Below are 12,682 nucleotides of genomic sequence, written 5' to 3' on the forward strand. Positions count from 1 at the left end.
GAACGGATGACGTTCAAGCTGAAAAACGGAGGGGAATCGATTATGACCAAGCATACGAAAAAAGGCGGAAGCCATAATAAACAAAACTCAAAAAACGGCCCGAAGAATAAAACAAGCGGAAGCGCTAACGGGCAGAACGGATACCACTAGAAAGAAGCCGCCTGACTCAGATCAGGCGGCTTTTTTATGAGGCCGGAAAAGAATGGGATTCGGATGCGGGACTGTGCTTTGTTTTCCCGAAGACGAGCGCAAGCCAAATACAGACCAGAATCACCGTAATAAAGTAAAACAAGTTGGCGCTTTCAAACCGCTGCATATACCAGCCGCCCGCCACCGGGCCGATCATGCTGCCGAGGCTGAAGGAAATGCCGCAGAGCAGATTGCCCGCCGGCAGCAGATGGGACGGCAGCAGGTCGCTCATATAGCTGATGCCGAGGGAAAACATACTGCCGACCGCCATTCCCGCCGTGAAAAAGCAGCAGCCGATGACAGAAGGCGACGGAAACAGTCCGGCCGTCAAAAAGCAAAGGGCACCCGTTAATAAGATGACGAGCAGGACACGTTTTCTCCCGAATCGATCGCTTAATAAACCGAGAGGGAACTGGAATACAATACTTCCGATAGCAAAAGCGGGCAATATCAGCGCGACGGCATCAACGGATATGCCTAAACGCAGGGCGTACACGGGAAAGCTTCCGTTCAGCGCCGTTTCTAAAAAACCGTACCCGAAAGCCGGGAGAAAAGCGACCCAGCCGAAAAGAAGAGCGCGGTAAAACCGTTTTGCGCTGTTATCCCCGGATGTTTCATCCGGACCTTGCGCCGGGTACTCGTTACGTAAGGCAAACACAAACAGCCAGGCGGCAAGACTGATACAGCCGGATACGATAAACGGAAGGGACGGACTTGTTTTCACAAGAGGGACCATGAACGGGCCGACAGCGAATCCAAGCCCGAAGGACAGTCCGTACAGCGAAATGTTTCTTCCTCTGTTTCGGGGCGTTGACTTTGACGTCACCCACGTTTGGGTTGAAAAATGCAGCATATGATCCCCGATTCCGATAAGCAGCCGCAGAAAAAACCATAACCATATGGATTGAAGCCAAATAAAACTGAATAAGCTGATGATAACAAGAAATCCGCCCATGACCATCAGAGGTTTGAATCCGAGCTTGCGCAGCGGGGCCTCCATAAACGGCGACGCCAGAAGCACACCGATATAAAGGCCGGTTGCGTGAAGTCCGTTTATGGCTGCGGATTCTCCGTTCGTTTCAAAAATGACGGAGATCACCGGCAGAAGCATGCCTTGGGAAAATCCGGAGATGGAAACAAGCAGAACCAAAATAAAGAAGTACAGTCGTGACATCGCGTATTTCTCCTTCTTCAGTCTCTTTCTTGATCGTACACGGATTTGCTGCGTCCGGCAACCTGAAAATGCCAATTCGGGCTGCCGCGGAAGTGTAATTGAGGGAGTTTTTGAGAAGGATATAAAAAGACTCATTCGAAAAAAGGAGCCAGGCAGATATGAATCGGATTTTTTTCTTTACGGCTGCGGCGGGAGTGCCGCTTTCAGTCATCGGCGGCCTGATGCACTGGCCGTCAGCGGTTTTGTTTATTATTTATTGCTTGACGATTATTGCGCTTGCAAGTTATATGGGGAGAGCGACCGAATCTCTTGCCATTATCGCGGGACCGCGGATCGGCGGTCTGCTGAATGCCACGTTCGGCAATGCGGTAGAGCTGATTATATCGCTTTTTGCCCTAAAAGAAGGGCTGACGGGCATCGTGCTTGCTTCACTGACCGGTTCGGTGCTCGGCAATCTTCTGCTCGTCGCGGGATTGTCGTTTTTTATCGGCGGTTTGAAATACAAGCGGCAGGAATTCAATATTCATGATGCCCGGCATAATTCTGGCCTGCTGATTTTTGCCATTATCGTAGCTTTTGTCATTCCCGAAGTGTTTTCCATGGATATGGGGGAAAAAAACAAGCTTGATTTGAGTGTCGGCATCAGCATCATCATGATCCTTTTGTACGTGGCAGCTCTTTATTTCAAGCTCGTCACCCACCGCGGTGTTTATCAGCCGAATCAGCCGGAGGCAAAGGAAGAAGAGGAGCAGCCTGAGTGGTCGGGGAAAAGAGCGACAGCCGTCTTATTTATTTCAACCATTATCGTCGCCTACATATCTGAAAACCTTGTCCATACGTTTCATGCGGTGGCTGAACAGTTCGGCTGGAGCGAGCTGTTTATCGGAGTGATTATCGTCGCAATCGTCGGAAATGCCGCAGAGCATGCGTCGGCGATTACTATGGCGTACAAAGACAAAATGGATGTCGCCGTTGAAATCGCGGTAGGCTCGACTTTGCAGATCGCCATGTTTGTGGCTCCGGTTCTTGTGATCTGTTCCATCTTTTTTCCGGTCAATATGCTGCTTGTATTCACATTGCCCGAGCTTGTCGCGATGATCTCATCCGTCCTTTTGATGACGATGATTTCAAATGACGGTGATTCGAACTGGTTTGAAGGGGCTACACTCCTTGCCGCCTATGTCATCATGGCGATCGGTTTTTTCCTGCTTTAACCTGTAAAAAATGCGGATAACAACGATTGCGGAGGAAAAGACTAAAGGAAAATGCTATAGAAAGAGTGATATGATGAGAAAGCTGTTTCATGCCACACTGATTCTGCTGTTATCCTTTAGTTTTTTCGCAACGCCGTCTGCCGGTGCAAAAAAACCGTTTAAAGTTCCCAACTCTGTCGTAAGCATTTCAAAGGAAAATACGTATCCGAATGCCTCACAGGACCAGCCGATGCTTCAGCCGAGCAAACTGGCAAAGGAATTGTTAGATACATCAGAGATCAACATCGAAAATCCGCATCTGATTAAAATGCTGAATGAATCCTTGGTTTCCGGTTCACCGCTTGCCATCGGATACCGGGCGACAATATTTCTCGGGAAATGGGCGCTCGGCTATCAATCGAACGAAACGGTCGCCAACTGGGAATATAAAAAAATCAACACAAACAGAGCGGATAACCGGGGCGGGCAGCAAACCGCGGTTATCTCATACGCCCAAGAACAGCAATACAAAATCAAAGGCGGGCTCACAGCGAAGGTGCCGAACGCAGAAGACGTAAAAAGCATGATGATGCAAAAAGCGATGAAGAAAACAAAACTGCCGCTCGCGTTTGAAACGGTTATCGGCGCAGGCACAAAACGCGATCAAACCTACAAAATTTCTCCGCAGCGGCTCGGCTACCTGCACGCCTACGCTCCGGCCGTTAATGAAAAAGGAAAAGTAACATACGGTGAAGTGTATTTGGTGCTGAAAGGCAGCAAGCGGAAACTTGTCGTCAAAAATGTGACTTCGCAAGGAATCGGGGCTTGGATTCCGGTGCAGGATCATGTCACATTCGGTTTTCAAACGACAGCGCAGCCGAGATAAATAAAAAAAGCTGATTCCGGTTCGGGAATCAGCTTTTTTGTGTGTGATACATTTCCTCAAGCAATTGCACATTGTTGTTGTACAGCTCCCGGGCAAGAACGCGTCTCACCGCAAGGCTCGCCGAGAAGTATTCTGTGTCTTGAACCATGCCTTTGACGGTAAATTCTATGCCTCTGGTTAATTTGTTCAGACTCATAATTCCATGCACTTGAAACGGTTCCGCCGCATTGAGAAATTCATCCCGTTTCAATGAATCGCGAAGCTCATCATTGAGCATGTCACACGCTTTTTCTAAGATGGCATATACCCGTTCAGGATCTTCCTTGTAACTGATCACGACGGACTCGGTAATCCGCATATAATCAATGTTATAGTTTTGAAGCTGTCTGACCTCACCGTTAGATATGGTAAGCAGCTTGCCGGTCCACTCACGGATCTGGAGGGAACGGAGTCCGATTTCTTCCACTGTGCCGTTGAACAGATTGTTAATCGTCACGTAATCGCCTTTATGCAGCTGGCGTTCATATATTAAAAAGATACCGGCCAAAATGTCCTTGATTAACGACTGGGCGCCGAAACCGATGACGATACCGGCAACGCCCGCCCCGGCTAAAATTCGGCCGAAATCATGAACAAATAAAGAAATGACGTAAAAGATAAAACCGATCGTCGCCGTATACTGGGTGATGGACCGGACGAGGCTCTCAATCGTCTTCCCTTTCCGTTCCTCTAAGAAATCTGTGCGTTTAAATAACACCTGAACAAAGCGGTTGATCAGAAAAACACCGGCGTAAAGCACGAGAGCGACGATGATGATCTCAACCACTTTGCTTTTCAAAATGTCCGTAATTGTCGTTTCCATCTTTTGTTAACCTCTGGCTTTTCGTAATGAAAAATCCGTGTCCTGATAATAACTGTTTTTGACAAGGACGTTCGGGCCGAGGCACCGGACGTTTGTGCAGCGGCAGTTCAGCTCTTTGCTCAGCTTTGTCTGTCTCCACTTGTCATATGCTTCAGGAAGGCTGTCTGTTTTAATATTGCCGAGCGGCGGTGTATCGCCGAAATCCGTGACAATGATATTTCCGTCAAAAATGTTGACATTCAGGCGGGAGCGGCCGTCAGGGTCGTTTCGCACCGTAACGTTTTTCGCTTCCCGCAGGCGGCGGAGAAGCTTCTGGTCTTCTTCATCAGGACTGCATGCGTAAAACGGGAGCGTACCGAACAGCATCCATGTCTCTTCATCTCGAATGTCGAGCAGATGATGGATGGCCTGTCTCATGTCTTTCAGGCTGAGTGATTCAAGCGCGCTGGCGAAATCACTCGGATACATCGGATGGACTTCGTGCCGCTGGCATTTCATTTCTTCGGTAATTTGCCGGTGAATATGTTCGATATGCGGCAGTGTCCGTTTGTTGAGCATCGTTTCCGCTGAAACCATTACACCTGCTTCGACCAGCGTGCGGCTGTTTTCAATCATTTTGTCAAAATAGCGCGCCCGCTGTTCAAATGTCGGTTTCTTCTCCATCATCGCAAATCCGATGTCGGCAAAGTCCTCGACCGTTCCCCAGTTGTGAGAAATGTGAAGAACGTCCAAATAGGGAATAATCCGTTCGTAGCGCCCGATATCAAGCGTCAGGTTTGAATTGATCTGTGTGCGCACGCCGCGTTCATGCGCATATTTTAAAAGCGGGACGACGTATTCCTTTACCGATTTCAGCGAAAGCATCGGTTCGCCGCCCGTAATGCTGATAGAGCGTAACAGAGGAATTTCATCAAGCCGCTTTAATAAAAGGTCGATCGGCAGCGCATTCGGGTCTTTCGGCTGGAGCGTGTACCCGACGGCGCAGTGCTCGCATCTCATATTGCACAAAGTCGTCGTTGTGAATTCAACGTTCGTCAGTTTCATATCTCCATACTGGTCGACATCCATGTACGCTTCCCAAGGATCGTACTCCGGTGTGATCGGACGCAGTGTTGTGTTTTGTGTCATGACTATCTAACTCCTTTATAAATGGGGCATACTAACGTCTGCCAACTGTTAATTTTAGACCTGATCAGCCAAGATCGCAAGTAGCGGAACCATTGAAAAACGGCAAAAAATACGCTACCATTATAAAAAATGAATGGAGTGGAAGTATGGGGAATGCAGTAAACAGCAAAGATCAGCAGCTCGATTACCTAAAGAACAGACTCGATATGTTTATGAATGTCATTGATTCATTAGACCCTGAATCAACGGACGTTGAAGATATAGACCGGCTCATCGGCATGCTTGATGATCTGGAAGCAAAATACGAACGCTTTAAAAAGGATTGGGAATAAACCCCGGCGGATGCCGGGGTTTTTCTTTTTCCATAATGCGGCTGTATAAAAGGGCAGGGCCTACTGCAAAATAAGGAAAAATGCAGAAGGAGTGCTGGTCATGAAATGGTTTTGTTCAATTTGCTGCATGGCCGTTTTACTTGCGGGAGGCATCAACAGCGCAGAAGCCGTGCCGAATGAACGGATAAACTGGGGCTTTAAACGCAGCGTCAATCATCAGCCGCCGGATGCCGGCAGACAGCTGGACAATCTGGTCAAAAAATATGATGCCTTTTATTTGGGCAATACGAAAGAAAAGACCATCTATTTAACGTTTGATAACGGATATGAAAATGGGTACACCCCGAAAGTGCTTGATGTGTTAAAAAAACATCACGTCACGGGCACTTTTTTTGTCACAGGTCATTTTGTGAAAGAGCAGCCTGATTTGATTAAACGGATGTCAAAGGAAGGCCATATCATCGGCAATCATTCTTTTCATCATCCTGATCTGACGACAAAAACGGGCGATCAGATTCAAGACGAACTCGATTCGGTCACGGAAGCTGTGTACAACATTACCGGAAAGCGGGACAACCTGTATCTCCGTCCGCCGCGCGGCGTATTCAGCGAATATGTCCTCAAAGAAACGAAGCGCCTCGGCTACCAAACCGTTTTCTGGTCCGTCGCATTTGTCGACTGGAAGGTTAACGAGCAAAAAGGGAAACAATATGCCTATAATCACATGATAAAGCAGGCGCATCCCGGCGCGATCTACCTTCTTCACACCGTTTCAAAGGACAATTCAGAAGCTCTGGACGATGCCATTACCGATTTGAAAAAAGAAGGCTACACGTTTAAAAGCATTGATGACCTGATGTTTGAGAAAGAAATGAAGCTGCCGCGCCTGTAGAAAACACCTCTCCTGGTAATGGAGAGGTGTTATTTTGTTATTTTAAGCTTTTAATCAGTGCAGCCCAATCCAGATCCCCGAAGCCTTGTGCGATCCCGCTTTCAAAATGGCTCTTGGCCAGCTCGGCAAGAGGGAGTTTTGCGGAAACCTGTTCAGCGGCGGCGAGCGCCAGATTGGTATCCTTGAGCCCTAAAGACATTTTGAAACCGGCCGGCTCAAATTTCTCATCAGCCATGATCGTGCCGTAATTTTGATAGACGGGAGAGCCAAAGAGCGCGCCGGCGATTTCTAAAAATTGTTTCCGTTCTAACCCGTATTTCTCCATCATTAAGAATGATTCAGATAACGCCTCCAGCATAGAAACGAGCAAGAAATTGACGCTGATTTTCGCGGCATTGGCCGTTTTTGTTTCTTCACCAGTGTCCAATACTTGCTGACTCAGGATGTTAAGCAGCGGTTCGGCCTTTTTCTTCGCTTCTGCCGGTCCGGCTGTGATGATGCGGAGTTCGGCCTTCTCAGCGGCATCGGGGCGGCCGAGGACGGGAGCGGCGATAAAGGACTGCCCTCTGCCCGAATGTGCGGCGGAAAGCTGTTCTGACAGCGCTGTACTGATCGTGCTCATCGAAATATGAATGCCGTTTTCAGATAACCCGGCAATAATGCCGCAAGCTCCGAAAGTCACGTCTGTTACGGCTTCATCGTCTGACAGCATTGACAGCACGATGTCGGCATGTTCAGCTGCCTGTCGGGGCGTTTCGGCATATTCTGCCCCTTTATCCAGCAGGTCAGCCGCTTTTTCTTTCGTCCGGTTATATACAGTCAGGCTGTATCCGGCTTTCATGATATTTTCGGCGATGGGGCGGCCCATATTGCCGAGTCCGACGATGGCGATCTTCATTTCACAGTCCCTCCAATGAAAAGTTTTCCACCATTATACATGCAAAATGGTTAATCTGCTGTGTACAGGATTGCCACTTTCAGTTCAGGTTCTGAAGACCATCCGGAGTCTGAGGCGGCTTTCCCCTTATAAAATCCGGTAAATCGGGTTTTGATGATTGTTTTTGAACGGGGTTTTACAATGAATGTTTTTGATTTGAATGTGACGTCCTTTATGTTTTCTGATAAATCCGGGGTGACAGAAATGGTTTGTTCCCCTTTTCCGTAATGATTGATATAAAGCGTGCAGCTCATGCCCGCTCTTTTTCGCTCAACCAGATAACTGCATTCGCTGCGGTGCTTCAAATATTCGACAGCCTCTTTTTCGGGCGCGAACTGTTTTAAGGAAAAAGCAGCATATTCAGTGGCGGGACTGATACCGGAAGCGGCCCCCATACTGAGAAAGATCAGAAACAGCCCCGCTGCGGGAAGCGTCCGCCTGAACGCGGCGGCACACCAGATTAACGCCGCAAAGTAAAGCAGGACCCCGGGGATGACGGAGATATGGGCTCCATCTTCCGGCCAAGAGGAATAGCCGAGCGACTCAAAGATGTAATCAGACACCGTACGGCCGTTATACAGCGGGGCAATGGACATGACACTGAAAAGCAGGAGGACAGAAGAAATGATTTTGTGAGAAAGGATGGTAACGGCGCACACCTCTTTACGTTTTTTTCCAGACTATCATGTTTTCTCAAAAAAAAGAACAGCCGGCAGCCGTTCTTACTTGAAAATATTAAACCAGCCTTTGCGGGCGAACCAAAACAGCATGGCGCCCACAAGGACGGCCATTACGCCCAAAACGATAAAATAGCCGTATTTCCAATGAAGCTCAGGCATGTTATCGAAATTCATGCCGTAAACCCCCGCGATGAACGTCAGCGGGATAAAAATGGTCGAGACGATAGTTAATGTCATCATAATGGCGTTCATCCGGTTTGAATTCAGCGTCACATAGCTGTCCCGCAAATCTGACGTCATATCACGGTTTGACTCGATCAGCTCAGCCAGTTTTAATAGGTGGTCATAAATATCGCTGAAATACGCCTTTGTTTCACGGCTTTCTTTTACATGGTCAAGGCTCAAAATCCGGTACATTAAATCGCGCATCGGAATGATCGTCCGCCTCAGGTTCAAAAGATCAGTCCGCAATTCAAACACTTCATTCATTAAAGTGCCGTAAGATTTATGGGTTCTGCTGTCTTCAATTTCATTCAGCCGGTCTTCAATTTTGTACAGCACAGGGAAATATTCATCGACAAGCTGATCCATAATCATATAAGTGATGTGCCCGGGCCCTTTTTTGGCTAATCCCGGAGAAGCGAAAAACCGTTCTCTCACCTTTGAGACGCCGGGCGATTCGTGCAAATGGAAGCTGACGATGAAACGGTCGGACTGAAAAATGTCCACCTCTTCCATTTCCAGTGTGTCCGGGTTCAAGGCGTGGAGCACATAAAAACGGTAGCCGTCATAATGGTCGATTTTCGGCCGCTGCATGTGCTGAAAGCAATCCTCGATCGCAAGCGGATGAAAGTGAAAATAATCCCGCAGCAGCTCGATTTCATGCATCTCAGCGCCGAAAAAATCAACCCAGTACCATGCGATGTCCGGTTGTTCTGTACGTGATAGGGGGATATTATTTAATATCTCATTATGTGTTGTGATTGCGGTTATATGTATCATAAACAACCCTCCGCCTGCCATTATATCATGCGGCGTTATGAAGAAAAGTATACGAATTGCCGCCCGGCCGCTTCATGATATACTTGGACAAAAAGGGGTGGAGCATATGTGGAAGGAAACGGTTTCGGTCACGCCGCCGTATCATTTTGATAAAGTACTTGAAAGGCTGTCGCTCGATCCGCTGAATGCGGTCGATCTTCATGCAAGATCAATCAAAGTGCCGCTCAGAACACGGGACGGCAAACTGTCTGTCATCACGGTTCAAGGGGAAGGCACCGCCGCAGACCCGGTCTTCCTCGTCAGCGGAGAAACGGACCGCGAGGAGATGATTGAACGGATCAAACACATTTTTCAGTGGGAACAGCCGCTTCAGCCTGTGCTTGATCATTTCTCAAAAACAAATCTGTCGGCGCTTTTTGAGGAACATGCGGGAACCCCGCTCGTCTTGGAGTATGACGTCTACAACTGTCTCATGAAATGCATCATCCACCAGCAGCTCAACCTGTCCTTCGCTTTTACCTTAACGGAACGGTTCGTCCATGCCTTCGGTGAACAAAAAGACGGCGTCTGGTGCTATCCCGAGCCGAAAACGATCGCGGCGCTCGAGTATCAGGACTTGCGGGATCTCCAGTTCAGCATGAGAAAAGCGGAATATGCGATTGACATTTCACGGATGATTGCAGACGGGGCGCTCAATCTGGCGGAACTTACCCATTTATCGGATGAAGACATTATGAAAAAGCTGATCGCCATCAGAGGCATCGGCCCGTGGACCGTCCAAAACGTCCTCATGTTCGGTCTCGGCCGCCCGAATCTGTTTCCTTTGGCGGACATCGGCCTGCAAAACGCCGTCAAACGCCGCTTCGCCCTAGAGGATAAACCGTCAAAAGACTTGATGCTTCAGGTAAGCAGCGAATGGGCGCCGTATTTAAGCTATGCGTCCTTGTACTTGTGGAGAAGCATTGAATGAAAAAAGGAAACTTCCAGTGAAAAACATGAAGGAACCGCCGGCTGCATGTTATACTGAAAAGATGTGATATTTCAAATCAGCCGTTTTCCCATGAGGAAGGCTTTATATAGAAACGGAGAGAAAAAAACGTGAATCAACATCAAAAAAAGGCGCCTGCCGAATTGAAAATCGGACAGACATTTCCGCTGACCATCAAACGTCTCGGCATTAACGGAGAGGGCGTCGGCTATTTTAAGAAAAAAGTTGTCTTCGTTCCCGGCGCTCTGCCCGGTGAAGAAGTCGTTGCCGAAGCGACAAATGTGCAGCCGAAATTTTCAGAAGCACGCGTCAAAAAAATCCGCAAGCCGTCTGAACACCGTGTCACGCCGCCATGCCCGGTCTACGACCAGTGCGGCGGCTGTCAGCTTCAGCATCTGGCATACACCCAGCAGCTTCGCGAAAAACGCGACATCGTCATTCAGTCTCTGGAACGTCATACGAGATTCAATGTCGAAGAAATGAACATTAAAGATACGATCGGAATGGACAACCCTTGGAATTACCGGAACAAAAGCCAGTTCCAAGTCGGACGCTCGCAAAGCGGCAGCATCATTGCCGGCTTATACGGACTTGATTCCCATAAAATCGTCCCGATTAAGGAATGCATTGTCCAGCATCCGGCAACAAACAAAACAACGGGTATCGTCCGCCGTATTTTGGAAAAACACAACGTGTCCGTTTATAACGAACGGACCAAAAAAGGCGATGTCCGCACCATCGTGACGAGAGTCGGTTTTGAAACAGGCGAAGTGCAGGTCGTGCTTGTCACCGCGAAAGAGACACTGCCGAATAAAGACGAGATCGTCAAAGCCATTCAGAACCGTCTGCCGGAAGTGAAATCGATTATTCAAAACGTCAACGGCGCGCGCACATCCGTCATTTTCGGTGACAAAACAAAAGCGCTGGCCGGAAGCCATGCCATTCAAGAAGTGCTCGGTGACGTGTCCTTTGAACTGAGCGCCCGCGCCTTCTTCCAGCTCAACCCTGAGCAGACGGTCAAGCTGTATGACGAAGTGAAACAAGCGGCTCAGCTGACAGGAAAAGAAAAAGTCGTAGACGCGTATTGCGGCGTCGGTACGATCGGCATGTGGGTTTCAAACGGCGCAAAAGAGATCCGCGGCATGGACGTCATTAAAGAATCAATTGACGATGCGAAGAAAAACGCCAAAAAACACGGCATCAAAAACGCGGCATATGTCACAGGAACAGCCGAACACTGGCTCCCGAAATGGACGAAAGAAGGCTTCCGCCCTGACGTGGTCATCGTCGACCCGCCGAGAACCGGCTGTGACAGAACATTTTTAGATACCATCAAAAAAGTAAAACCGAAACGCTTCGTGTACGTATCCTGCAATCCTTCCACACTGGCGAAAGACTTGCAGACGCTGTCGAAGGACTATCGCGTCGAATATATTCAGCCTGTTGATATGTTTCCGCAGACGGCTCATGTGGAAGCCGTGGCGAAGATTGTATTAAAATCGTCTAACTAAAATAAACAATTCGTAATCAGACCTGGATTTCGGTATAAACATTTCCGATTTCCGGGTCTTTTTCATGTTTTGCCCTTGTCCTGACTGTTTTTTGTCTTTATTTAACTGATAAAAAGAGTTGAAAAAACGGCGGGGAAATCGAGTGGAAAACAACCAAGCAGGCTGCTTTCTATTAACACTTTCTTTTTTCCGTTTGGAAACGGCATTACAGATAAAATATGAAGATCTTGTTGTAAATCAGAAGCAATAACAAGTCGTTCAAGTTCTGTGAATACTTGTAATTTAAGTTAATATTTTGTAAACTTCTTTAATAAGTAATTATCGCGACAATCATGCTTCATCATATAATGATGTTAGATTGTCACTTGCTAAAAAGTATTGGAGAAAAGGAAATGGATAAAGTAAACAAAAAACGACCGTTATTTAAAAGAAGTTGGTTTCAAACGTTGTTGGCATTTTTAGTTTCACAGCTTTATTTTAATTTTGCAGTATTAACGGGATGGGGTCCTAATTATAGAGAAATGAATGGATTCCCAGCAAACATAGTTGAACTGGATTTCTTTCAAACATATCTTTCATTCTATGATAATCCATGGTTTAATATTGTCACTGTTTTCTTGGGGGTTTTCACTGTTATACACATAATCACAGGTATAACAAAGGATATTCGAAATGAAAGCCATAACTTCTGATGCCTTATTTAATGATGAAAGAAACTTTCTTATTAATCTTATGAATGAAGACTGCGGCAATTAGTCAGCAGTCTATTTTATTGGTTCTGGATCAGGATTACCGAATCGTAATCTTATACAAACATATATAGGTGATTGTATAAAGATATTAACATAAGGGGTTTGAAAGCCAATCGACCCTTAGTACATATACTGTATAGAGCCAGAAGCCACTTG

General features: G+C 47.4%; 14 protein-coding genes. 8 read left to right on the plus strand and 6 right to left on the minus strand.

Annotated elements, in window-relative coordinates; all coding sequences use genetic code 11:
• Positions 1 to 6 precede the first annotated feature (6 nt).
• The gene (locus NYE38_RS03990; RefSeq protein ID WP_017419116.1) at positions 7 to 150 is read left to right on the plus strand and encodes a hypothetical protein; all 144 of its coding nucleotides are present in this window, start codon (positions 7 to 9) and stop codon (positions 148 to 150) included.
• A 34-nt stretch (positions 151 to 184) separates the two neighbouring features.
• Here the strand turns inward: NYE38_RS03990 and NYE38_RS03995 are convergent, their stop codons facing one another.
• Positions 185 to 1,363 (minus strand): MFS transporter, encoded by a 1,179-nt coding sequence (locus tag NYE38_RS03995; RefSeq protein ID WP_029974039.1) that lies wholly within the window; start codon positions 1,361 to 1,363, stop codon positions 185 to 187.
• A gap of 158 nt (positions 1,364 to 1,521) precedes the next feature.
• On the opposite strand from NYE38_RS03995, the gene cax reads away from it, so the two are divergent.
• A complete protein-coding gene (gene cax, locus NYE38_RS04000; protein WP_340803113.1) occupies positions 1,522 to 2,577 on the plus strand; it encodes a calcium/proton exchanger in 1,056 nt (351 codons plus the stop codon).
• A gap of 70 nt (positions 2,578 to 2,647) precedes the next feature.
• Positions 2,648 to 3,442, plus strand: a complete 795-nt coding sequence (locus NYE38_RS04005; RefSeq protein ID WP_159353906.1) for a YfkD famly protein — start codon at positions 2,648 to 2,650, stop codon at positions 3,440 to 3,442.
• Positions 3,443 to 3,470: 28 nt separating this feature from the next.
• Here NYE38_RS04005 and NYE38_RS04010 read toward each other — a convergent pair whose 3' ends face one another.
• Together NYE38_RS04010 and yfkAB are read right to left on the minus strand one after the other, a co-directional pair.
• On the minus strand, positions 3,471 to 4,304 hold the full coding sequence (locus NYE38_RS04010) for a mechanosensitive ion channel family protein (RefSeq protein ID WP_095061137.1): 834 nt from the start codon (positions 4,302 to 4,304) through the stop codon (positions 3,471 to 3,473).
• 6 nt (positions 4,305 to 4,310) lie between these two features.
• Positions 4,311 to 5,432, minus strand: coding sequence for a radical SAM/CxCxxxxC motif protein YfkAB (gene yfkAB, locus NYE38_RS04015; RefSeq protein ID WP_014417201.1), 1,122 nt, complete (start codon positions 5,430 to 5,432; stop codon positions 4,311 to 4,313).
• A 146-nt stretch (positions 5,433 to 5,578) separates the two neighbouring features.
• Here yfkAB and NYE38_RS04020 point away from each other — a divergent pair, with 146 nt between their 5' ends.
• Positions 5,579 to 5,764 carry an SE1561 family protein gene (locus NYE38_RS04020; RefSeq protein WP_003155558.1) on the plus strand — a complete coding sequence of 62 codons (186 nt, stop codon included), beginning with the start codon at positions 5,579 to 5,581 and terminating at the stop codon, positions 5,762 to 5,764.
• A gap of 100 nt (positions 5,765 to 5,864) precedes the next feature.
• On the plus strand, positions 5,865 to 6,656 hold the full coding sequence (gene pdaA / locus NYE38_RS04025) for a delta-lactam-biosynthetic de-N-acetylase (RefSeq protein WP_160216778.1): 792 nt from the start codon (positions 5,865 to 5,867) through the stop codon (positions 6,654 to 6,656).
• Between the two features lie 37 nt (positions 6,657 to 6,693).
• Here the strand turns inward: pdaA and NYE38_RS04030 are convergent, their stop codons facing one another.
• The 3 genes from NYE38_RS04030 to corA form a co-directional block, all read right to left on the minus strand.
• On the minus strand, positions 6,694 to 7,554 hold the full coding sequence (locus NYE38_RS04030; protein WP_224988625.1) for an NAD(P)-dependent oxidoreductase: 861 nt from the start codon (positions 7,552 to 7,554) through the stop codon (positions 6,694 to 6,696).
• A gap of 50 nt (positions 7,555 to 7,604) precedes the next feature.
• Positions 7,605 to 8,252 carry a hypothetical protein gene (locus tag NYE38_RS04035; RefSeq protein ID WP_285002057.1) on the minus strand — a complete coding sequence of 216 codons (648 nt, stop codon included), beginning with the start codon at positions 8,250 to 8,252 and terminating at the stop codon, positions 7,605 to 7,607.
• Positions 8,253 to 8,315: 63 nt separating this feature from the next.
• The gene (gene corA, locus NYE38_RS04040) at positions 8,316 to 9,275 is read right to left on the minus strand and encodes a magnesium/cobalt transporter CorA (protein ID WP_174747766.1); all 960 of its coding nucleotides are present in this window, start codon (positions 9,273 to 9,275) and stop codon (positions 8,316 to 8,318) included.
• A gap of 106 nt (positions 9,276 to 9,381) precedes the next feature.
• Here corA and NYE38_RS04045 point away from each other — a divergent pair, with 106 nt between their 5' ends.
• From NYE38_RS04045 to NYE38_RS04055, 3 genes are all read left to right on the plus strand, one after another.
• Positions 9,382 to 10,245: a DNA-3-methyladenine glycosylase gene (locus tag NYE38_RS04045; RefSeq protein WP_029974027.1), complete on the plus strand. Its 864-nt coding sequence runs from the start codon at positions 9,382 to 9,384 to the stop codon at positions 10,243 to 10,245.
• 128 nt (positions 10,246 to 10,373) lie between these two features.
• Complete coding sequence (rlmD, locus tag NYE38_RS04050) at positions 10,374 to 11,774, plus strand: 23S rRNA (uracil(1939)-C(5))-methyltransferase RlmD (RefSeq protein WP_285002056.1); 1,401 nt, start codon at positions 10,374 to 10,376, stop codon at positions 11,772 to 11,774.
• A gap of 392 nt (positions 11,775 to 12,166) precedes the next feature.
• Entirely contained in the window at positions 12,167 to 12,466 is a 300-nt protein-coding gene (locus NYE38_RS04055; protein ID WP_021493861.1) for a YfzA family protein, read from the plus strand.
• The last annotated feature ends 216 nt before the right edge of the window (positions 12,467 to 12,682 follow it).

Origin of the sequence: Bacillus sp. EU63, from assembly GCF_038592915.1 — a bacterium.
GTDB lineage: Bacteria > Bacillota > Bacilli > Bacillales > Bacillaceae > Bacillus > Bacillus velezensis.